The organism is Magnetococcales bacterium, assembly GCA_015232395.1.
GTDB lineage: Bacteria > Pseudomonadota > Magnetococcia > Magnetococcales > JADFZT01 > JADFZT01.
The window spans coordinates 22,918-44,041 of record JADFZT010000017.1; the positions used below are offsets into that span (position 1 = coordinate 22,918).

Sequence of the window (21,124 nt, forward strand, 5' to 3'; positions counted from 1 at the left end):
CTGAAGGCCGCTTTTGTTTGTTTCATCCCCTTTCGAAAGGCCACATCAGCAAAGGGGGGGGCTGGTTTGTTTGATCAGGCAGAGGGACCACTCTCTCGCACCGATTCCGATACCCGATCGGCAAATTGGGTAAAGTTTTCATTGAAGCGTCCTGCCAGATAACCCGCTTTTTCATCGTAGGCAGAGGGATCCTGCCAGGTGGAGCGGGGTTCCAACAGGCTGCTGGATACCCCTTCGATGGCTTTGGGGATCTCCAGGCCAAACACCGAATCACTCCGGGTTTCGACCCCGTTCAATTCATTGGCCAAAATCCGGTCGATGATGGTGCGGGTATCCCGGATGGGCATGCGGTGTCCCTCGCCGTGGGGGCCACCGGTCCAGCCGGTGTTGACCAGCCAGCAGCGGGCGCCGGTTTCATCCAAAATGTTGCCCAGCATGTTGGCATAGACCACCGGATCGAGAATCATGAAGGGGGCCCCAAAGCAGGCGGAAAAGGTGGCCTTGGGAGAGGTGAGACCCCGCTCGGTACCGGCCAGCTTGGCGGTATAGCCTGAGAGAAAGTGATACATCGCCTGATCCCGGGAGAGGGCGGCGACGGGTGGTAGAATGCCAAAGGCGTCGGCGGTGAGCAGGATGACGTGTTTGGGGTGGCCTCCCTGGCCGCTGGGCTGGATGTTGGAGAGGGAGGTCAGGGGATAGGCTGCCCGGGTGTTTTCGGTGAGCTGGTCGTCGTCCAGATCCACCTTGCGGCTGGTGGAGTCGATGATGACATTCTCCAGCACAGTGCCGAATTTACGGGTACAGGTGAAAATTTCCGGTTCGGCCTCCTGGGAGAGGTGGATCACCTTGGCGTAACAGCCCCCTTCAAAGTTAAAGACGCCGTTTTTGGACCAGCCGTGCTCATCATCACCGATCATGCGCCGGCGGGGGTCGGTGGAGAGGGTGGTTTTACCGGTTCCGGAGAGGCCGAAAAAGATCGCCACATCATCCTGTTCGCCAATATTGGCCGAGCAGTGCATGGGCAGGACATCTTCTTCCGGGAGGAGATAATTCATCACCGTAAAGATCGATTTTTTAATCTCACCGGCATAACCCGTGCCCCCGATCAGGATTTCCCTGCGGGCGGGGTGGAGTACGATGAAGGCCTCGCTGCGGGTGCCGTCGATGGCGGGGTCGGCTTTAAAACCGGGAGCGCCGATCACCGTATAGTTGGGCTCGATGATGGCTTGATCGAATTCCCGGGGATGAATAAACAGGTTGCGGGCAAAGAGCGCCTGCCAGGCCCAGGTGGTCACCACCCGTACCCGTCGCTGATGGTTGGCATCGGCTCCCACCCGGCACTCCTGGACAAACAGATCCCGGTTTTGCAGATAAGCGGTGAGCCGGTTGCGCAATCGATCGTATTGTTTCTCCTCGAAGGGCCGGTTAACCTCACCCCAGGCGATTTTGTCACGGCTTTCGGGTTCGTTGACAATAAACTTATCGTTGGCCGAGCGACCGGTATAGACACCGGTTTCCACCACGGCGGCACCCCCGTAGGCCAGATGTCCCTCTTTACGGGCAATGATCTGTTCGTAGAGTTCCGGAGTTGAGAGGTCCAGGAAAACACTCTTGGGATTGACCACGCCACAGGCGGCCAGTTGCTGGGTGACGGTGTCGATGCGTTCCTGGGGGTTGTTGGAGGTGGGCATGAGACTGGTTACCTTTTCAAGCTGGGGATGATGTATCCGATCCGACAGATTGCGATGGGTGTGTTCGCAACTGTTTGATCAAAGTCAAGAACCCACATCTTGCCACAATTGACCTCTCCACTTCCAGTTGAATGGAATGGAAAAATAACCGTTTATGGCCCCAACTTGCATCCCATCTCACAGGGAGAGAGAGAGGACGGGGGGCTTGTTTGGGAGGGTGCAATCCGGAAGTCTGGGCTGGTTTGGCCGCTGATTCAGGGGGGATAAAATCAGTGTGGCAGGTGTTTCAGTGGATTTAAGGGCTTGATGGAGTAGCGTAGCTCAAAATGCAGGCGGGGGGTTTCGGCGTGGCCGGATTGGCCCGAGAGAGCGATTTTTTGCCCGGCTTTGACGATCTCTCCCCGGGAGACCAACAATTTTTGGTTGTAGGCATAGGCGGTCATGTAGGAGCCGCCGTGGCGTAAAATGATCAAATTACCCAAACCGGGCAGGCCACTGTCGGCATAGGCCACCTCCCCGGCAGCCGATGCCAGCACCGGTGTGCCCACCTTGGCTTGGATGTCGATACCGTTGTTGCGGCCCTGTCCCCGCTTGCCAAAGCGGCTTAAAATTTTACCCTTGAGAGGCCATCTCCAACGGGTGGGGGGCTTGGATTTGTCAAAGGCCGATTTACCATATTTTTTTCTGGAAGAATTCGAGGCACTGTTGGCTGAAGCCTTCCGGATAGAGCGTTTTTTGGGTTTGGCAGTGGGGGCTGGAGGGGGATTTTCCCAGACCGAAGCCCGTTGATTTCCAGAGAGAGTCCGGCTGGTGCTCAGTTGTGGCGGTGGGGAGATGGTCTCCTTTTTGACGGGGCTTGAAAGGGCACTGGACGACCCGCTGAGTGATGGGTTGTTATAGTTGGGTATGGGCAGAGTCGTGCTCATCCGGGGAGAGCCGGGTGGGGTGCTCACCAGGGGTCTTGTTGGCTGTGTGGCTGTCAGAGATTTTGTCGGTGGCGTTACCAGAGGCTTTGTGGGGGTACTCACCAGAGGCTTTGTGGGGGTACTCACCAGAGGCTTTGTGGGGGTACTCACCAAAGGTTTGGTGGAGGCTGTGCTTTTTTTGGCAGAGGGGGCGGTTTTGGGCTGGGGAGGGGTCAGCCGCAATCTTTGCCCCACATAGAGCATGTCGGGGTTGTCGATTTTATTCCAGGCCGCCAGATCTTCCACATCCAGACCGTGAACCACGGCGATGGCCCAGAGGGCGTCTCCCGGGGCGATGGTATAATAGCCCGACTGGGAGCGATTGATGCTGGGAGCGGTGGGCTTCTGTTTCCAGGAGATGGCCGGACCTTCGGCGATGCGAATTTTGGCAGGTTCCATCTGCGCACAGCCCGTCACAGCAAGCATCGCCAGCGCCACCAGCCAGGGCCGGGATCGGTGATTCAGGCGGTTGTGATTTGAGCTGTTCATCAGGCAGTCGAAACCTAAACCATTCATCATAGGATCAGCTTAACCGCAATGATCGCTACGACCACCATCACCATGATGATTGCTGTCAGCAGCCCCAGGTGGCGTTCCACCAACAGCCGCAAGCGCTCTCCACCCCACATCAAAAGCCCCGCCACCAGGAAAAAACGCGCCCCTCGGGAGAGGATGGAAACCACCATGAACACCGCAAAGTTGGAATGCAGCGCACCAGCGGTGATGGTGAACAGCTTATAGGGAATGGGGGAAAATCCGGCAATACCCACAATCCAGACGTCATACTGGCGGAAGAGTTCGGAAACGTGCTGATATTTTTCTGCGGCACCATAAAACTGAATGATCGGCTCGCCAATCCATTGCCAAAAGTGATAGCCGATCAGATAGCCGAATCCTCCCCCCAAAGCCGAACCCAGCGTACACACCCCAGCAATCACCAAACCCCGTTTGGGGGCGGCCATCACCATGGGAATCAGCAGGATGTCCGGTGGTATGGGAAAAAAAGAGGACTCCACAAAGGCGATGAAAAAGATGGCGGGCAGGGCCTGGGGGGAGCTGGCCCACTGCATGGTCCAGTCATAAAGCTTGCGAATCATGAGACCCCTTCCCAGCCCGCTTTTCCCACCAGGGGGACAAAGCAGCACGCTTCCAGCTCTTCCCGGATGATCTGGCTTGGGGAACGCCCCCCTTTTATTTTGACCAACAGCTGGCCGGAAAGCCCCCCTTCAGGAACCATCAAGGTGCCGCCGTCCTGCAACTGGCGGGTCAGATTTTCCGGAATGACCGGTGCCCCGGCGGTCACCAGGATGCGATCAAATTGTCGTTTCATGGGCCAGCCCAGACTACCATCTCCCACTCGGAAAACGATATTGGTCATGCCCATTTCCGTGAGGCGACGCTTGGCATTTTCAGCGAGTTTTGGCAGGCGTTCGATGGTATAGACCCGGCGGCAGAGGCGAGAGAGCACAGCGGTTTGATATCCCGATCCGGTGCCGATCTCCAATACTTCTTCACGACCGGTCAACCCCAGGGCTTCGGTCATGCGGGCTACGGTATAGGGTTGGGAGAGTGTCTGGCCTTCACCGATGGGCAGAGTCGCATCGCTATAGGCGCGTCCAGCAAGGGCTTCGTCGACAAATTGGTGTCGGGGAATCTCTCCCATCACCTTGAGAACCCGTGGATCGCTGATCCCTTGGGATTTCAGTTGGGTTTCCACCATGCGTTGTCTGGGGCGGACAAAGACCCTTTCCCGAACCGGAGAGGGGGGCGGCTTGGGGGTCGCTGAGCGAAAACGGCTCGCCAGACGTTTCCGGTCGGTGAAGGGAAAAAGAGAGGCTGTGGAGTTTCTGGCAGACACCGTTATCCCTTTAGACTGTCGTTAGGTCAAACCACTGGTGGAGGAAATGGGACAGGTTTGAGCAGGCGCTCCGGTTCAGTGGCGCGATTCTTCTCTTGCCGTGGACTGATATGGTCATGACCATCTGGAACGTCAACCCCCCAACCCCTTTGGACTTCGATTACTGTTTATTATTGACGCGGGTTCTGAGAATTTGGCTCGGCTTGAAGGTTAAAACCTTCCGGGCGGTGATTTCAATCTCTTCGCCGGTTTTGGGATTGCGTCCCCGGCGGGGGGATTTTTGACGGATGTTGAAATTGCCGAACCCCGAAATTTTGACCTCTTCACTCTCTTCCAGGTTTTCCCGGATGATTTCAAAAATATCGTCAACGATTTCAGCGGTTTCTTTCTTGGGACGGCCAAGACGCCGGTAGACGGCTTCCACAATGTCGGCTTTGGTCATGAAACGCTTCCCCGGTAGTCAGGATGCTCTATTCTTAAGTGTTGGGCTCTCTGTAGGAGAGGGCCCTCGGCGGTTTGATTTTTTTTGTAGCCGACACCGGGATGCGATGGTTTGCGGGATGGTGGCAGCTGCGTGGGTGTTTTAATTCACAAACCCTGCCAACATGTTCAGCCGTGTGGAAAATTCCTCGTTTTTTCTGATCAGTAGGAAGGAGAGGGGGCTTCTGGAGATATCTTGGAAGGGGCGTATATCATCCTAAATCCGGCAGTTGGGCGTACGTACATGCCCCAGCCTCTTGATCCACCAAGCAAATCGGGAGAAAGTCTTGTGACCAATCAGGTGACAGCGATTTCTCCCAATTCACTATGCGAACCAATATTCTGCACCAGCCATACACGCCCAACTGCCGGATTTAGGATCATGAACACAGGCCGCTACAGCCATCCTTTTGCAGCCCCTCCATAAAAGGGGCTTTCCTGCCTATCAGATAAAAGGATAGGCGGGTGGATGGCTGCTGTTAACGACGGGAAATCAACGCAGGGTGGCAGAAAACCGTTCAGCCATGCGGGTGGTGATGCGTTGGGCCAGCTCCTGGCTTTCGGCATCTTTGAGGGTTCGGTCGGGGGCTTGAAAAACCACTCCCAGTGCCAGACTTTTCTGTCCTTCGGGCACATGTTTGCCGGTATAGAGGTCGAAGAGGGTCACCTCTTTGATAAGACTGGGATCCACTGAGGCGATCTCCTCCAGAAAATCCCGGGCCGGGACTTCTTGGGGTACCAGAAAGGCAAAATCCCGATCCACCGCTGGAAAACGGCTCATTTCTTCTTTGCCACGCTCCTGGGTGGGAGTGAGAAGGGGGGAGCAATCCAGTTCAAAGATGAAAAGCGGCTGTGAGGCGTCCAGGCTTTCCTGGAGACGGGGGTGGAGTTGACCGATCCAGCCGATGCTTTTTTGATTCTTTTTAGGGCCTTTTTTGCCAGCGAGCACCAGCTCGGCTTTCTGACCTGGATGGAGAAAATCGGGGCCTCCAGGGGTAAAGTGGGGGGAGGGGTGGGAGAGAGCCGTCAGCAGCGCCTCCAGATCCCCCTTCAAATCAAAAAAATCGCAGTCACGGGCAGGGGTGTGCCAGTTGCGCCCAGTGGCTGAGCCGCTGACAAGCCCGGCCAGCCGTTCCACCTCTACCAGGTTGCCTTGGGCGTCCGGTAGAAAAATCCGGCCCATCTCAAACAGATGCAGATCGTGATTCCCCCGGCTCAGGTTACGCGCCGCTGTTTCCAGCAGACCCGCAATCAAGGTGGTACGCATCACCCCTTGTTCTTCGGAGATGGGATTTTGCAGGGGAATGGGGGTGTGGTCAGGATCGAATTGTCCCTGCCGCTCAGCACTGATAAAGGCATAGTTGATGGTTTCCAGATAGCCCATGCCCGATAACACCCGTCGGGTGCGCTGGGCCTGCTCCTTCAGGGGATCGGCAGGCATCGATTCCGCTGCTCCCACCGGCAGCTTGGAAGGAACCTGGTCATAGCCGTAGAGACGCACGATCTCTTCCACCAGATCCTCTTCCCGCTTGAGATCGTGACGGAAGGGGGGGGCTTGATAGTAGGCAACACCGGCAGAATCCTGGGCCTTGCCACTGTTTTCCACCAAACGACAGCCCAAGCGATCCAGCATGCCCTGTATCCGCTCAGCCGTCAGGTCAATGCCCCCCAGCTGATTGGCCCGTTCATAGCGAAAGGGGATGGGGGGGGTGGGTTGCCACTGGCCGCTATCGACCAGGGTCGCAGGTTGGATCTCACCTCCTGCCAGCTCCACAATCAGGGCTGTCGCCCGATCCATGGCTTTTTTGAGGCCTTCGGGATCAATTCCCCGCTCAAAGCGATGGCGGGAGTCGGAGTGGATGCCCAGTTTTCGTCCGGTGCGTGCGGTGCGGATGGGATTGAAATAGGCCGCTTCCAGAAAAATATCGGTGGTCTTTTCAACCACACCGCTCTCCTCACCCCCCAGGATGCCCGCCAGGGCCAGGGGGCGTTTTTGATCGGCGATCAAGGTCATCTGATCGGTGAGCGTGCGCTTTTCCCCATCCAGGGTGGTGAGGGTCTCTCCGGCAACTGCGCGACGTACCACGATGGGCAGGGAAAGCTGGTTGAGATCAAAGGCGTGCATCGGATGGTTCATGTCCAGCAGAATAAAATTGGTCACATCCACCACATTATTGATGGCCCGCAACCCTACCGATTCCAATCTTTGCTGCAACCACTCCGGGCTGGGGCCGACTTTGACCCCCCGGATGATGCGCCCGGCATAGCGGGGGCAACCTTCTGAATCGTCGATCACCACATCAGCGCCGTCCTCATTCCAGGGGCCTGGGGCAATGTCGAGGGGCCTCATTTTTCCAGCTTCCAGCGCCGCCAGCTCCCGAGCCACCCCTCGCACGCCCAGACAATCGCCGCGATTGGGGGTGAGATCCAGCTCGAAGAGCACATCGTTGCGCCCCAGAGCGTCGGCAATCGGGCTGCCCACCGGCGTCTCTTCCGGCAATATCAGAATGCCCTCGGCGCTTTCAGCCAATCCCAACTCCGCGACCGAGCAGAGCATGCCTTCGGAGACTTCCCCACGGATTTTACCTTTTTTGATCTTGAGGCCGTTGGGGAGCTTGGCTCCAACACCAGCCACGGCCACTTTATCGCCGATTTTGTGGTTGGTCGCGCCACAAACGATGGGTAGCGTCTCACCGTCACCCTCTCCCACCCGCACCCGGCAGAGGGTCAAGCGGTCGGCATTGGGATGGCGCTCCACTGATTCGAGCTGTCCCACCTGGACTTTTTCCAGGCCTTGGGCCAAATCAACCAGGCTATCGAGTTCAAGCCCCGCCATGGTGAGTTTATCTCCAATCTCCCGGGGAGAGAGATCGGAATCCAGATGGGTGAGGAGCCAGTGGTGGGTCAACTTCATGGCGGTTTCTCTTCAAAGGTCCATCAGGCGGATTGTCGGGCCTGAATGAGGGTTTTCGGGAGGCTGTTTTACGCGCCTCGAAACGGGTTCAGCGAATCAACAGGCTATCGGGAGAGTCTTTTATCCAGACAGCAGGCCATCAGGCCATCAGGGCGTGGCGGTTTAAAAAGCGGATGTCATTATCAAAAAAGGTTCTGAGATCGCCGATGCCGTGTTTGAGCATGGCGAGTCGCTCAACCCCCATGCCAAAGGCAAAGCCGGAGTGGCTCTCTCGATCAATGCCAACATTTTCCAGGACGGCCGGATGGATCATGCCGCAGCCCAAGACTTCCAGCCAACCAGTCCCCTTGCATACCCGGCACCCCTTGCCGTTACAAAACAGGCAGCCCATATCCACCTCTGCCGAAGGCTCGGTAAAGGGGAAGAACGAGGGGCGAAAGCGCACCGGCAGCTCCCGCTCGAAATAGCGCACCAAAAAGGCTTCCAGCAACCCCTTGAGTTCGCCGAAGTGGACCCCTTCATCCACCATGAATCCCTCCACCTGATGAAACATCGGGGTGTGGGTCAGGTCCGAGTCGCAGCGAAATACCTTGCCAGGGGCGATAATACGTAGAGGCGGCTTGCGGTTTTCCATCACCCGGATCTGAACCGGGGAGGTGTGGGTTCTCAGCACCCTCGGCTTGCCGTCGGGATCCGGGGGCAGATAAAAAGTATCGTGCATCTCCCGGGCGGGGTGGTCCGAGGGAATGTTCAGGGCTTCAAAGTTATGCCAGTCACTCTCCACCTCGGGCCCCGAGGCCTCGGAAAATCCCATCTGGGCAAAAATAGCGGCAATCTCCCCCAGGGTGCGGGTGATGGGGTGTAGGCCACCAGGGGGACGGGCGCGTCCGGGGAGGGTGATATCCAGGGCCTCTTGGGCGAGTTTGGCATCCAGGGCCTGGGACTTGAGCACCTGAAGGCGGGCATCCAGGGCTTGGGCAAAATCGGCTTTGAGTTCATTGGCGATCCCCCCCAGGATGGGCCGCTCCTCGGCAGAAACCTTGCCCAACCCCCGTAGCAGTTGAGTAAGCCTGCCCTTGCGTCCCAAAATGGTGACCCGAACCAGCTCCATCGTTTCGACTGAATCCGCTGCTGCCACGGCGGCCAGGGCTTCGGCCTTGAGTTCGTTGAGTTGTTCACGCATGGTTTTCTAGGCTTTCCCGGATAGGTCTGGATGGGGGAGAGTTGGGGAGGGCAGGTCTGACGTTACAGTTGAAATGGCGATAGCCAAGCACGGATCTGAAGACGAAGCCCCCGATTTTCACCAAAGGCCGACCGCTGTTTTTTTAACGGAGGGCTCTACGGTCACGGGTCCGGAAGGTAAAACCCTCCGGACCCGTGAAAAAATCGATGTAGCTTGAACGACTTGAATGATCAGTGGGGTCTGATGCCGATCAGAGAGCTGCTTTGGCGGTATCCACCAACTTGGCAAAATCTTCAGGCTTGTTCACCGCCAGATCCGCCAGCACCTTGCGGTCGAGTTCCAGCCCGCTTTTGGTCATGCCATTCATGAACTGGCTGTAGGAGAGTCCACTCAGGCGAGCGGCGGCGTTGATGCGGGTGATCCAGAGGCGGCGGAATTCACGTTTCCGGGTTTTGCGATCCCGGTAGGCGTATTGCAGCCCTTTTTCCACCTTTTCCAGGGCGATGCGATAGCAGGAGCCGTTGCGCCCCCGGTAGCCCTTGGCAAGTTTGATGATTTTTTTATGCCGCGCATGCGCGGTCACACCCCGTTTGACTCTTGGCATGATGAAATGCCTCCCTGCATGTGTGTTGATCTATTTCGGTGGGACTGCCCTCGGTGTCAGGTCGTCCACACGCTTTGGTGTTTCGAATGTCGTCTGCGCTGGCTGAAGCCTGCGGCCACAACTTTTTATAAACCGGGCAGCATCTGCCTGATCTGATCGGTGTTGTGGTCGGAGATAAAGCCCCCTTGGCGCAGATTGCGCTTACGCTTGGTGCTTTTTTTGGTCAAGATGTGGCGCTTGTAGGCTTTGCTCCGTTTGATCTTACCGGTACCGGTCGCCTTGAACCGTTTGGCGGCACCTCGATGGGTTTTGATTTTCGGCATGACTCAATCCACTGTTCTTTTGCATGTTTGACGGGCGTTATCGGCATCACTTGCCCATAACGCCACTCACTATCCCTCACCACGATCCGCCGTTCGACGACTACTCTTCTTTGTCCCGTTCCCGGGGTTGCAGCGTCGGGGCAACAACCATGGTCAACTGTCGGCCCAGGAGTTTGGGTGACTGCTCCACTTTTCCCAACTCCCCCAGGTCGGCTTCCACCCGCCGCAACAGAGCCAGCCCCAATTGCTGATGGGCCATCTCCCGTCCACGGAAGCGGATGGTACACTTGACCTTATCCCCGGAATCAAGAAACTTTTTGATTTTCCGAAGCTTGACTTCATAGTCGTGGGTATCGGTACCGGGTCGGAATTTAATCTCTTTGATCTCAATGCGCGTTTGTTTCTTGCGCGCCTGTCTCTCCCGGACTGATTTTTGATACTTGAACTTGGTAAAGTCCATGATCTTGCAAACCGGAGGTTTGGCATTGGGTGCCACCTCCACAAGATCCAGTCCAGCCTCAATGGCGCGTGAGAGCGCAATGTGCCGAGGGACAATTCCGACTTGCTGTGCATTTTCGTCGATCAGGCGAACCTCAGGTACCCGAATCTGTTCGTTGACTCGGGTGGAATCATCGGTCTGAGGGTTTGACCTGTCTCGCATCATGGGTCTGATTATGGTTTCTCCTCCCCCCTGTTAATGGCCTCATCTGCCGCTTTTCGTGATTCATTCTCTTGAATCAGAAAAGTTTTCACCTGCTCAAGCGACAGGGCTCCCAAATCCTGGCCAGCCCGATTGCGCAGGCTGACCCCTTTTTCCTGCTGTTCCCGTTCACCTACAATCAAAAGATAGGGTACTTTTTTCAGGGTGTGCTCCCGGATTTTGTACCCGACTTTCTCATTACGCAAGTCTGCATCCACACGCAAGCCCGATTTGACCAGGGCGTCGCGCACTTCACTGGCCCACTCATTATGAGCCTCTGTGATCGTCAAGACAACCGCTTGTACCGGTGCAAGCCATAATGGAAAATTTCCGGCATAGTGTTCAATGAGAATTCCCAGGAATCTTTCCAGGGATCCCATGAGCGCCCGGTGGATCATGATGGGGCGATGACGCTCGCCGTCAGCTCCCACATAGGTGATATCAAACCGCTCCGGAAGATTAAAGTCCAGCTGAATCGTCGAACACTGCCATTTTCGACCGATGGCATCGGTTATTTTGACGTCGATTTTGGGTCCGTAGAAGGCCCCACCCCCCTCATCCACGATACAATCCAATCCCCGCTGGGTGATGGCCCCTTTGAGTGCGGTGGTGGCTTTTTCCCAAATGGCATCAGAGCCGACCGATTTGGCCGGACGGGTGGAGAGAAAGATTTCAAAATCGCTGAAGCCAAAAGTGGAGAGGGTATCCAGGGTGAGATTCAGAATTGCGGTGATCTCGGATTCGATCTGGGTCTCTTCACAGAAAATATGGGCATCGTCCTGAGTGAAGCCCCGAACCCGGAAGAGGCCGTGGAGTACACCGGACATTTCATAGCGGTAGACCGTGCCCAACTCCCCCCAACGTAAGGGAAATTCACGATAGGAACGCAGTCGATCCTTGTAGATCAGAATGTGGAACGGGCAGTTCATGGGGCGGATCTGATAGGGCTGCTCGTCCACCTCCATGGGTTGAAACATCGATTCGCCGTAAAAATCAAGATGACCCGAAGTGCGCCACAACTCCAGATTGGCGATGTGGGGGGTATAGAGAAACTCATAACCCGCCTCACGATGTTGCTGTTTCCAATAATCCTCAATGGTTTGTCGCATGCGGGCACCCATGGGATGCCAAAAAACCATTCCCCCGCCAGCCTCTTCCTGGAGGGAAAAAAGATCCAATACCTGGCCCAAGCGGCGATGATCCCGTTTGGACGCCTCTTCCAGCTGTCTAAGATAGGCCTTGAGAGATTTTTTGTCTGCCCAAGCGGTGCCGTAGATGCGTTGGAGCTGTTTGTTTCTGGCATCTCCCCGCCAATAGGCTCCCGCTACCCGCAGCAGCTTGAAGGCGCCTAGGCGGTTGGTGGAGGGCACATGGGGCCCCCGGCAGAGATCGATAAAATCTCCTTGGGAATAAAGGGAAATATCCTCCCCTTCCGGCAGCTCACTGATGATTTCAGCCTTGTAGACCTCCCCTTGTTCCCTGAAAAAAGCGACCGCCTTATCCCGCTCCATCAGTTTGCGGGTGACAGCAAGATTGCGCTTGACGATCTCCTTCATCCGCTTTTCAATGGCGTTGAGATCCTGAGGGGTGAAGGGGCGCTCATAATCGAAATCGTAGTAAAAGCCATTTTCCACCGACGGACCAATCGTCACCTGGGCTGCGGGAAAAAGCTCCTTGACCGCCTGGGCCATCAGATGGCTGGTGGAGTGGCGTAAAATATCCAGACCGGCATCCGATTTGGGCGTGACGATGGAAATCTCAATGTTGCTCTCGATCCGGGTAGAGAGATCCACCTGCTCACCGTCGATGGTGCCCGCCAAGGCCGCTTTGGCCAGGCCGGGACCGATGGCCGCAGCCACCTCCAGTACCGTTACCGGTTCGGGAAATTCTTTCAGACTGCCGTCAGGCAGTGTCACTTGAATCATGTTCGGGTTCCGCCGCTTGATGTCTCGATGGTTTCACAAATGTCGTCAACCAGTTCTGCAATCCGCTCCGGGGAATCCCCCTCGATCATGACCCGGACCTTGGGCTCGGTGCCTGATTTGCGAACCAGAATGCGTCCGGAATCTCCCAACTCCATTTCAGCCCGGGAAATGGCATCCTTGACCTTTTTCAGGTTCATGGGGTTGCTGCCAGGACGAATGACCACGTTTTTTAACAGTTGGGGCACCAGTTCCAGACCGGCGTCCAGTTCCGACAGGGGCTTCTGGGAGGAGGCCATCAGTTCCAAAATTTTCAGACCGGAGACCAGACCGTCACCCGTGGTGTTGTGATCCAGAAACAGAATATGCCCCGACTGCTCCCCCCCCAGGTTGAAACCGTTGGCCCGCATATGCTCCAACACATAGCGGTCCCCCACCTGGGTACGGATCAACTTGAGATCGTGGCTCTTTAAAAAACGCTCCAGACCCAGGTTGGACATCACCGTGGCAACAACACCTCCCCCTTTGAGGCGTTCCTGTTTTTTCATCTCCACGGCACACATGGCCAGCACATGGTCGCCATCCAAAATTTTGCCGTGCTCGTCACACACCACCAAACGATCCGCATCGCCATCAAAGGCGATCCCGATATCCGCCCGCACCTCCCGGACCTTTGCCTGAATTTTTTCCGGATGGAGGGAGCCGTAGCCGTCGTTGATGTTCAAGCCGTTGGGGGCGTTGCCGATGGTGATGACTTCTGCCCCCAGCTCCCACAAAATCGCCGGGGCCACCTTGTAGGCCGCTCCATGGGCGCAATCCACCACCACCCGCAAGCCATCCAGACGCAGCTCTTTGGGGAAGGTGTTTTTGCAAAATTCGATATAGCGGCCCAGAGCGTCGTCGATGCGCCAGGCGCGGCCCACCTTGTCCGGTTCGGGCTGATGCTGTTCCATCTCCCCTTCCAGCAACACCCGCTCGATCTCCTGCTCTACCGCATCGGGTAGCTTGTTGCCGCTGGGACCAAAAAACTTGATGCCGTTATCGTGGAAGGCATTATGGGAGGCGGAAATCATCACCCCCGCATCCGCCCGCAAGGCCCGGGTCAAAAAAGCGATGGCCGGTGTGGGAATAGGCCCTACCTGGAGGCAGTGGATCCCCATGGAGGTGAGTCCGGCTCTTAAGGCGGACTCGAAAAGATAGCCCGAAAGCCGGGTATCCTTGCCAATCACCACCCGATGACGATGCTCGCCGGTACGGAAAACCAAGCCCGCCGCCCGCCCCAGTTTCAAAACCAACTCCGGGGTCATGGGGTGTTGATTGGCTTCACCGCGAATGCCGTCGGTGCCGAAAAATTGTCGAGCTGAATCTTTTTTTGGGCTCATTATGCCGCAGCCTCCAAACCTTCCGACCAACCGAGGGCGGTGTCCAGTGCCTGACGGGTCCCAGCCACGTCATGTACCCGCACCATATCCGCTCCCCCCCAAAGAGCCCCCAGAGCGGCCAAAACGTGGCTGCCCACATCCCGCTTTTCCGGTTTGGCTTCCCCTGTCAGCGCCCCCACCACCCGTTTGCGTGAAACCCCCAAAAGCAGAGGCACCCCGAGACCTTTCAACACCGGCAGATGACGCAGGAGTGTGAGATTGTGTTGGGTGGACTTGCCAAAACCAATCCCGGGGTCGGCGATCAAACGTTTTGGATCAATGCCGTGTTTTTGGCAAAGAGTGATGCGTTCCTCTAAAAATTCAAATACCTCCACCACCACATCCTGATAGTGGGGAGCCTCCTGCATGGTGGCCGGTGTGCCGCCCATGTGCATGAGAATAATGGGATGATCAGTGGCAGCCAGCAGTTCCAATGCTTCGGGGTTGATCCCATCCCGGTTGGAAGAGGGGCCAGTGCTGTCCCCAGTGTTCATCCCCCCTCCCAGGGCGGTGACATCGTTGATCATCCCGGCTCCCACCGCCAGGGCTTTTTTCATCACCCCCGCCTTGGAGGTGTCCACCGATATGGGAATTTTAACCCGCTGGGCCAAGGCTTCCACTACCGGCAAAACCCGTTGGCACTCTTGTTCAAGAGAGACCGGTGTGGCTCCTGGACGGGTGGACTCTCCCCCCACATCCAGAATATCCGCACCCGCTTCAGCCAGTGCAACACCCTGGGCCACGGCTTCGTCCACACTCTCAAGACGCCCCCCATCGGAAAATGAATCCGGGGTGACGTTGAGGATGCCCATGATCAGAGGCCGACTAAAATCCAGCTGCCAGCGTGGATTATCCCCCCAGCCATAGCGATGAGGGGGGGCGGTATGGTTTGCGAGTGCGGTACGGATTTTTTCGCCAGCCCCTTTGGCTGCGCTGCGATCCAGTTGGGTGAGCCAAGCCAGCAGCCCCCCTTGGGAGAGCAGGCCCTTTATTTCACTCCGGTCACCCTCCGCCAACACGGTCATCCCCGGCGGCGGCAGGTCGTGCCACTGGGGCAACCACCCCAAAATACGCAACTGCCAGAGGCGTTCGTTGGGGGGCAGGGCAGGGGCCGTGAGGCTGCGCCCGGCAAAAGCTCCCCCGGTCAGCGGCTCCAAAAAGACGCGGACGGTCATGGATCGTTGGCAGGCCTGGATGGGGAGTCGGGATCCTCAGGGGAGGTATCGTTCCCTGAATCATCCTGGGAGGCCGGTGTGTCGACCGAGCTGTCGGCGCTATCCAGGCTGCTGTCATCATCAGAGGAGCTCTCTGCTGCAGATGGGCTGTCGGTGGCGGCGTCCGTGTTGGCGGCGTCACCGTCGCTCTCTGTGGCGTTTTTGGGCTTGCTCGGAATCACCGGTTTCAGGGCTTCTTCCGGGGGCAGTCCCTTCATCAGGGCCGCAACCTCTTCACCGTCCAGGGATTCCTTGTCCAGGAGAGCCTGGGACATGGTGCGGAGAATGTCCGCCTGGTCGATGATGATCTGTTTGGCCTTGAGATAGTTGCGGTTGATGATGGCGTGGACTTCTTCATCAATGGTGCGGGCAGTGGTTTCGGAAATGGTTCGGTTTTGGGTGATCTCCCGGCCCAGAAAAATTTCCTCCTCTTTGTCGCCAAAGGTGAGGGGACCCAGGGTTTCACTCATGCCGAATTCGCACACCATGGAGCGGGCGATGTCGGTGGCCCGTTTGATGTCGTTACCGGCACCGGTGGTGAGCTGGTTGAGTTCCAACTCTTCAGCCAGTCGTCCACCCATCAGGATGGCAATGTTGTTTTCCAGCTGGGATTTGGAGTAGGTGTGGCGATCTTCGGTGGGGAGCTGCATGGTAAGCCCCAACGCCCGGCCCCGGGGGATAATGGTCACTTTATGGACCGGGTCAGTATCCGGCAGCACGCAGGCAACCACGGTGTGTCCGGCTTCGTGGAAGGCGGTGGTACGGCGTTCGGAGTCGGAAATGATAGCAGATTTGCGGGGCTTGCCCATCATGACCTTGTCTTTGGCTGTCTCAAAGTCTTCCATATCCACCAGTTTTTTGTCGAGCTGCGCTGCCCCCAGAGCGGCTTCGTTGACCAGGTTGGCCAGGTCGGCCCCGGAAAAGCCCGGCGTACCCCGTGCAATCACCTCAGGATTGACGCTTTCAGCGATCGGCACTTTGCTCATGTGCACTCGGAGAATCTGGGTGCGGCCCAAAATATCCGGATTGGGTACCGCCACCTGACGGTCAAAGCGGCCCGGTCTCAGAAGGGCGGGATCCAGCACATCCGGGCGGTTGGTGGCGGCTACCAGGATCACGCCATCAGCAGATTCAAAGCCATCCATCTCCACCAGGAGTTGATTGAGGGTCTGCTCACGCTCGTCGTGTCCACCCCCCAAGCCCGCGCCACGATGACGGCCTACCGCGTCGATTTCATCGATAAAGATAATGCAGGGGGCGTTTTTCTTGCCCTGTTCAAACATATCCCGCACCCGGGCAGCACCTACACCCACAAACATTTCCACAAAGTCCGAGCCGGATAGATTGTAGAAAGGCACGTTGGCCTCCCCGGCAATAGCCCGGGCGAGCAGGGTTTTACCCGTTCCCGGAGGCCCGATCAGCAGCACTCCCTTGGGAATTTTCCCCCCGAGGCGTTGGAATTTTTGCGGATTTTTGAGGAATTGGATCACCTCTTGAAGCTCTTCCTTGGCCTCGTCGATACCCGCTACATCGGCAAAGGTGACCTTGGTGTGCTGGTCGGAGAGCATGCGTGCCTTGGATTTGCCGAAGGACATCGCTCCGCGTCCCCCCCCGGATTGCATCTGCCGCATGAAAAATATCCAGACACCGATGAGTAATAACATCGGAAACCAGGAGATGAGCAGCGTCAGGAGGATGGGGGTCTCTTCCGGAGGCCGTGCGGTGATGTTGACCTTTTTTTCCCGCAGCATGCGCATCAGGTCGGGATCATCCGGGGTATAGGTCGCAAAGGGGGTGCCATTGGTATATATACCGCTCAGATGGCGCCCTTGGACTGTGACATCGGTTATTTCACCCTGATCCAGTTGATACAGAAAATCGGAAAAGGTGATGGGTTGATTCCGGGCGGTGGGCTGATTAAAAAGATTGAACAACATGATCAGCAGCAGGCCGATCACCAGCCAGAGGGACAGGTTTTTATAAAATCCGTTCAACAAACGACTCCCGGAGATTTTTTTTGACAGTGAGGGATGGCAAGAACCCATCCCGGTGAGCATTTGGTATCAACCTTACAAGATAGGAAATTCCTATAAAAAGTTCAACGGTTCCCATCTTCTTTCCGTAAGGCCGGCGTTTAAAAGCGTCACGATGTCCACTTTATTTCCGTGGGGCTTGCCGGGTTGGGTGAAAGCGGATCACCGATCCCAGTCGTTGGATGGCCAAGCCCTGCATGCGCATGGACCAACGCTTGCGAGGGTCATCAAGCAGGTGCAAAAATCCCTCTCTGGCTCGCAATCCCGGGGGATGAGGGGCTTGGGTGAGCTGTTTATGAGAGCGAATAAGGGCTCTTAAAATCAGCTCCGGGGGCCACTTTTTCAGACCATCATAGCTGATTTCAAGGCTGCCATCCGGGTGAATTTTCGGCTCCAGTTGTGGCCAAAGGCTCTGCAACATCCATTCCAGGGCCTGGTCCGCCCGTCCCATGGCCGTGGCGACGCTGGCCAGGGTGGCATTGGGATGGGGCATGCCGGTTTTTTCCAGGGCAGGAATCAACTCCTGGCGAATACGGTTACGGCGGTAGGTGGTCTCCCGGTTGCTGGGATCTTCCCGCCAGGGGTGGGGGTGGCTCTGCAACCATCGAATCAGTGCCTTTTTGGTAAAACCCAGCAATGGCCGGATCAGGTCGATGCCAGGAGCCAGGGTGCGCCGGGTGGGCATGGCCGACAGACCGGTGACACCGCCCCCCCGCATCAAGCGGTCGAGAAAGGTCTCCCCCTGATCGTCCTGATGGTGGCCGGTAGCGATACAGGGCGCGTTGAAGTGGCGGGCCGTGGTCACTAAAAAACGATACCGGGCCTCCCGAGCCTGGGCTTGCAGGTTGCCGGGTGGGGTGTTCCCCTGCCACCTTTCAATCAGGCAGCGCACCCCGAGGTCGGCTGCACTCTTGGCCACAAATTCGGCCTCTTGGGCAGATTCCGCCCGCAGTCCATGATCAAAATGGGCTACCAGGCTCTCATCCGGGGTTACCAGACCGCTTTGGATCACCAGATGGAGCAGGGCCATGGAATCGCTCCCCCCGGACACCCCCATCACCAGTCGGGGCGGGGAGCCCAGCAGCGGTTTGGCAGTCTTGAAAAAATGGCGCTCCAGGGCGGCGACCTCTTTGGGGGTTAGAGTCCGGGGGGCGACTGGGAGTTCCTGGGGGGAGTGGTTCTTATCGGTCCCGGGAAAGTGCTTCTCAGAACCAGATGCTTCCTGTTGAGGTCGGTCGTCACTCTCCCCGGCGTTCAGCTCATCCGGCATCGGGAAGGGTCCGATAGGGAGCCGGATCGGGAATTCCAAGGGTGTGGAAGGCGGCCAGGCGCAGTCGGCAGCTATCGCACAAACCGCAGGCCGCTCCCCCAACATCCGGATCGTAGCAGGAGCGGGTGAGGCCATAATCGACCCCCAGGGCGAGACCCCGCTCGATAATTTGCGCTTTGGTGAGCTGGATCAATGGGGCATGAATCCGAAAGGGGCGGCCACTGATCCCCTCACGGGTGGCCAGATTGGCCAATTTTTCGAAGGCTTCGATAAAAGCCGGGCGGCAATCCGGATAGCCGGAATAGTCTACGGCATTGACCCCGATAAACAGATCGTAAGCCCCTAATATTTCCGCTCGGGCCAGGGCCATGGAGAGAAAAACCGTGTTGCGGGCCGGGACATAGGTTACTGGGATTCCCTCGGACAACCCCTCTTTGGGAACGCCAGGGCCACCGGTCAAAGCCGAGCCTGCCAGGAGTTCCGGGTTGAGATCCAGGATGAGGTGGGAGGTCGCCCCGATGCGTTGAGCCAACCGGGAGGCGGCTGCAATCTCCCCAAGGTGGCGCTGGCCGTAGCGAAAGCTCAAGGTGTGGATTTCAAATCCATCCGCCTGGGCGATGTGCAGGCAGGTGGCGGAATCCAGACCCCCTGAAACCAACACGACGGCCTTTTTGTCGGCCCATTTTGGCATGGATGCCCTTTAAGCCTTTGACCTGTTTTGGAGCGTGCCGGAAAGCCGTACGACAGCCTGATTAGTTGCCCATTTTGGCATCAATGAGCTTGAGCCTTTGCTTGGCTTTGGGCACCGCCGGGGAGCTGGGATAATCCTTGACCAGGAGGTCCAGGGTGGCCCGGGAGTTGGCCACGTCGTTCAGCTCATAGAAGGAAAAGCCGATTTTGAGCAGGCTTCCAGGCACCTTGTCGCTGGCAGGCCAGCGGGTGAGCACTTCACCGAAGGCTTTCAAGGCGTCTTGAAAGTGGCCCTGAACATAATAGATCTCTCCCACCCAGTATTGGGCGTTATCGGTCAGGGGATCATCAGGATACCACTTGAGGAAAGAGTTGAACTCCACCAATGCCTGATCGTATTGCAGGCTTTTGATGCGGGAAAAGGCTTGGTCATACACCTCCCGGGGGGTGGTCGTGGCCGGTGGCGTATCTGGAATGGGTGGCAGGGCCGGGGCTTTTTGGACGGTTTTGGCTGGCTGCTTCGACTGGACCGGTGTGGTGGTTCGTGTGTTTTGCTGGGCAGGTATGGGTGTGGTGACCATCACCGATTGGGTCGGTTGGGTGGTGTCGCCTATGATGACGGGCTGTGTGGGTTCACTATAGCGGGTGGAGGGGGGTGGGGAGCTTGAACGCTCCTCTTCCAGATCAGCCAGGTTTTCGGTCAGGCGCTTGTTATCGTGCTGCACCACTTCCAGGCTGCCCCGTAACTGATCCACCTCCTTGCCCAGATTGACAAGCTGCTGGTTGAGCCCGGCGAGCTGTTTGCGGTCGGCTTCGTTTTTACGTTTCAGATCCGTGACCTGGCGGTCGAGCTGCACCACCTTGCGCTCGAGAGGGGAGAGGGGGGGAGGCTGTTTTTTGGCCGCAGGGGCTGGGTCAGCGGCCTCCTCAGGGGGAGGTGCCCCCACGCAGCTGGTCAGCATCAACCCCAAAGGCAACACCATGAGAGTCAATACCAGCTGCCGTGGGATGAAAGCCAGCCAGCCTCTGCCCGTCGTTGCAGGGGAGATTGTCACCATTCCATCCTGAATTGCCTTTTTCTCGGGCAGCAGAGAGGCCTCGTTGCCACCCTTCGACATCAATCGACCCGGATTTGCCATGGACCTCTCCAAACCCGGTTAAACTATTGCAGGACGATTTCAGCCCGGCGGTTTTTATCCCAGGCGAATTCGTTGTGATCGTGCATCAGAGGCCGCTCCTTGCCGTAGGAGATGGTCTGGATACGGGTTTCATCCACTCCCAGGGCAACCAGCGCCCGCTTGACGGATTCGGCGCGCTCCTGCCCCAGGGCCAGGTTGTATTCCCGGGTGCCCCGCTCATCGCAGTGCCCCTCGACGATCACTTTTTCCACCTGCTGCCCGGCGATCCACTGAACGTTCAGGCTCAGAATGGCCTGGGCTTCAGGTGTGACCTGGGAAGAGTTGAAATCAAAGTGGATCCGATGTTCCGGCTCAGAGGTGAGGGGTTCCCCATAGCCCAGCCCCCCTTCGGCATAGGTGCCGCCGGTACCGTCAGGACCATCGATGTTTGATTCGCTACCCGAGTAGGGATCGATGGGGTGGCCATCCTGGTCATACTGTTGACTGCCGTCATAGCGATCCATCGAGGTGCCACCGCTCTCTTCCCAGCCACCCTCGCCAGAGGGTTGTGGGGCCGGGTCGGGTCCCTTTTTCGGAATGTCTCCGCACCCGCCCAAGACTCCCAGGGATAATACGGCTGCCAGCAAAAATCCCGTACGATTCATTCCGAACGCTCCCAAATTAAGGTGATACTGAAATCATTCTGACAGTTTGACATCATCGAGTCCGATGCTCCCA

Annotated in this window: 19 protein-coding genes; 1 reads left to right on the forward strand and 18 read right to left on the reverse strand. The window is 57.3% G+C overall.

The window, feature by feature from the left end; translation table 11 throughout:
• Nucleotides 1–74: 74 nt before the first annotated feature.
• From pckA to pal, 18 genes are all read right to left on the reverse strand, one after another.
• Nucleotides 75–1,691, reverse strand: a complete 1,617-nt coding sequence (gene pckA / locus HQL52_06905) for a phosphoenolpyruvate carboxykinase (ATP) (protein ID MBF0369170.1) — start codon at nucleotides 1,689–1,691, stop codon at nucleotides 75–77.
• A 269-nt stretch (nucleotides 1,692–1,960) separates the two neighbouring features.
• Nucleotides 1,961–3,145: a peptidoglycan DD-metalloendopeptidase family protein gene (locus HQL52_06910; protein ID MBF0369171.1), complete on the reverse strand. Its 1,185-nt coding sequence runs from the start codon at nucleotides 3,143–3,145 to the stop codon at nucleotides 1,961–1,963.
• Nucleotides 3,146–3,171: 26 nt separating this feature from the next.
• Nucleotides 3,172–3,750, reverse strand: coding sequence for a DedA family protein (locus tag HQL52_06915; protein MBF0369172.1), 579 nt, complete (start codon nucleotides 3,748–3,750; stop codon nucleotides 3,172–3,174).
• On the reverse strand, nucleotides 3,750–4,376 hold the full coding sequence (locus HQL52_06920) for a protein-L-isoaspartate(D-aspartate) O-methyltransferase (GenBank protein ID MBF0369173.1): 627 nt from the start codon (nucleotides 4,374–4,376) through the stop codon (nucleotides 3,750–3,752). Before HQL52_06920 ends, HQL52_06915 begins: the two co-directional genes overlap by 1 nt.
• Before the next feature lie 298 nt (nucleotides 4,377–4,674).
• Entirely contained in the window at nucleotides 4,675–4,956 is a 282-nt protein-coding gene (locus HQL52_06925; protein ID MBF0369174.1) for an integration host factor subunit alpha, read from the reverse strand.
• Between the two features lie 531 nt (nucleotides 4,957–5,487).
• A complete protein-coding gene (locus HQL52_06930) occupies nucleotides 5,488–7,908 on the reverse strand; it encodes a phenylalanine--tRNA ligase subunit beta (protein MBF0369175.1) in 2,421 nt (806 codons plus the stop codon).
• A 139-nt stretch (nucleotides 7,909–8,047) separates the two neighbouring features.
• Nucleotides 8,048–9,091 carry a phenylalanine--tRNA ligase subunit alpha gene (gene pheS / locus HQL52_06935; GenBank protein MBF0369176.1) on the reverse strand — a complete coding sequence of 348 codons (1,044 nt, stop codon included), beginning with the start codon at nucleotides 9,089–9,091 and terminating at the stop codon, nucleotides 8,048–8,050.
• A gap of 250 nt (nucleotides 9,092–9,341) precedes the next feature.
• Nucleotides 9,342–9,695, reverse strand: coding sequence for a 50S ribosomal protein L20 (rplT, locus tag HQL52_06940; GenBank protein MBF0369177.1), 354 nt, complete (start codon nucleotides 9,693–9,695; stop codon nucleotides 9,342–9,344).
• A 125-nt stretch (nucleotides 9,696–9,820) separates the two neighbouring features.
• Nucleotides 9,821–10,018: a 50S ribosomal protein L35 gene (gene rpmI, locus HQL52_06945; GenBank protein ID MBF0369178.1), complete on the reverse strand. Its 198-nt coding sequence runs from the start codon at nucleotides 10,016–10,018 to the stop codon at nucleotides 9,821–9,823.
• A 100-nt stretch (nucleotides 10,019–10,118) separates the two neighbouring features.
• The gene (locus HQL52_06950; GenBank protein ID MBF0369179.1) at nucleotides 10,119–10,682 is read right to left on the reverse strand and encodes a translation initiation factor IF-3; all 564 of its coding nucleotides are present in this window, start codon (nucleotides 10,680–10,682) and stop codon (nucleotides 10,119–10,121) included.
• Nucleotides 10,683–10,690: 8 nt separating this feature from the next.
• On the reverse strand, nucleotides 10,691–12,643 hold the full coding sequence (gene thrS / locus HQL52_06955) for a threonine--tRNA ligase (protein ID MBF0369180.1): 1,953 nt from the start codon (nucleotides 12,641–12,643) through the stop codon (nucleotides 10,691–10,693).
• Nucleotides 12,640–14,022 (reverse strand): phosphoglucosamine mutase, encoded by a 1,383-nt coding sequence (locus tag HQL52_06960; protein MBF0369181.1) that lies wholly within the window; start codon nucleotides 14,020–14,022, stop codon nucleotides 12,640–12,642. Before HQL52_06960 ends, thrS begins: the two co-directional genes overlap by 4 nt.
• On the reverse strand, nucleotides 14,022–14,873 hold the full coding sequence (locus tag HQL52_06965) for a dihydropteroate synthase family protein (GenBank protein MBF0369182.1): 852 nt from the start codon (nucleotides 14,871–14,873) through the stop codon (nucleotides 14,022–14,024). Before HQL52_06965 ends, HQL52_06960 begins: the two co-directional genes overlap by 1 nt.
• 359 nt (nucleotides 14,874–15,232) lie before the next feature.
• Complete coding sequence (gene ftsH, locus HQL52_06970; GenBank protein ID MBF0369183.1) at nucleotides 15,233–17,320, reverse strand: ATP-dependent zinc metalloprotease FtsH; 2,088 nt, start codon at nucleotides 17,318–17,320, stop codon at nucleotides 15,233–15,235.
• Between the two features lie 112 nt (nucleotides 17,321–17,432).
• Nucleotides 17,433–18,578, reverse strand: coding sequence for a tRNA lysidine(34) synthetase TilS (tilS, locus tag HQL52_06975; protein ID MBF0369184.1), 1,146 nt, complete (start codon nucleotides 18,576–18,578; stop codon nucleotides 17,433–17,435).
• Nucleotides 18,568–19,269, reverse strand: a complete 702-nt coding sequence (gene queC / locus HQL52_06980) for a 7-cyano-7-deazaguanine synthase QueC (GenBank protein MBF0369185.1) — start codon at nucleotides 19,267–19,269, stop codon at nucleotides 18,568–18,570. The genes tilS and queC overlap by 11 nt, the downstream gene beginning before the upstream one ends.
• A 61-nt stretch (nucleotides 19,270–19,330) precedes the next feature.
• The gene (gene ybgF, locus HQL52_06985) at nucleotides 19,331–20,407 is read right to left on the reverse strand and encodes a tol-pal system protein YbgF (GenBank protein ID MBF0369186.1); all 1,077 of its coding nucleotides are present in this window, start codon (nucleotides 20,405–20,407) and stop codon (nucleotides 19,331–19,333) included.
• A 23-nt stretch (nucleotides 20,408–20,430) separates the two neighbouring features.
• Nucleotides 20,431–20,910 carry a peptidoglycan-associated lipoprotein Pal gene (gene pal, locus HQL52_06990; GenBank protein MBF0369187.1) on the reverse strand — a complete coding sequence of 160 codons (480 nt, stop codon included), beginning with the start codon at nucleotides 20,908–20,910 and terminating at the stop codon, nucleotides 20,431–20,433.
• Between pal and HQL52_06995 the strand changes: the two genes are divergently transcribed.
• Nucleotides 20,887–21,018, forward strand: coding sequence for a hypothetical protein (locus HQL52_06995; GenBank protein MBF0369188.1), 132 nt, complete (start codon nucleotides 20,887–20,889; stop codon nucleotides 21,016–21,018). The two genes, pal and HQL52_06995, sit on opposite strands and share 24 nt — an antisense overlap.
• Nucleotides 21,019–21,124 lie beyond the last annotated feature (106 nt).

Bases quoted from the DNA above. Each gene is read 5' to 3' on its own strand.
- pckA (MBF0369170.1), bottom strand. From the start codon at position 1,691: ATGCCCACCTCCAACAACCCCCAGGAACGCATCGACACCGTCACCCAG.
- HQL52_06910 (MBF0369171.1), bottom strand. From the start codon at position 3,145: ATGAACAGCTCAAATCACAACCGCCTGAATCACCGATCCCGGCCCTGG.
- HQL52_06920 (MBF0369173.1), bottom strand. From the start codon at position 4,376: ATGGTGGAAACCCAACTGAAATCCCAAGGGATCAGCGATCCACGGGTT.
- HQL52_06925 (MBF0369174.1), bottom strand. From the start codon at position 4,956: ATGACCAAAGCCGACATTGTGGAAGCCGTCTACCGGCGTCTTGGCCGT.
- HQL52_06930 (MBF0369175.1), bottom strand. From the start codon at position 7,908: ATGAAGTTGACCCACCACTGGCTCCTCACCCATCTGGATTCCGATCTC.
- pheS (MBF0369176.1), bottom strand. From the start codon at position 9,091: ATGCGTGAACAACTCAACGAACTCAAGGCCGAAGCCCTGGCCGCCGTG.
- rplT (MBF0369177.1), bottom strand. From the start codon at position 9,695: ATGCCAAGAGTCAAACGGGGTGTGACCGCGCATGCGCGGCATAAAAAA.
- rpmI (MBF0369178.1), bottom strand. From the start codon at position 10,018: ATGCCGAAAATCAAAACCCATCGAGGTGCCGCCAAACGGTTCAAGGCG.
- HQL52_06950 (MBF0369179.1), bottom strand. From the start codon at position 10,682: ATGATGCGAGACAGGTCAAACCCTCAGACCGATGATTCCACCCGAGTC.
- thrS (MBF0369180.1), bottom strand. From the start codon at position 12,643: ATGATTCAAGTGACACTGCCTGACGGCAGTCTGAAAGAATTTCCCGAA.
- HQL52_06960 (MBF0369181.1), bottom strand. From the start codon at position 14,022: ATGAGCCCAAAAAAAGATTCAGCTCGACAATTTTTCGGCACCGACGGC.
- HQL52_06965 (MBF0369182.1), bottom strand. From the start codon at position 14,873: ATGGGCATCCTCAACGTCACCCCGGATTCATTTTCCGATGGGGGGCGT.
- ftsH (MBF0369183.1), bottom strand. From the start codon at position 17,320: ATGGGTTCTTGCCATCCCTCACTGTCAAAAAAAATCTCCGGGAGTCGT.
- tilS (MBF0369184.1), bottom strand. From the start codon at position 18,578: ATGCCGGATGAGCTGAACGCCGGGGAGAGTGACGACCGACCTCAACAG.
- queC (MBF0369185.1), bottom strand. From the start codon at position 19,269: ATGCCAAAATGGGCCGACAAAAAGGCCGTCGTGTTGGTTTCAGGGGGT.
- ybgF (MBF0369186.1), bottom strand. From the start codon at position 20,407: ATGGCAAATCCGGGTCGATTGATGTCGAAGGGTGGCAACGAGGCCTCT.
- pal (MBF0369187.1), bottom strand. From the start codon at position 20,910: ATGGATCGCTATGACGGCAGTCAACAGTATGACCAGGATGGCCACCCC.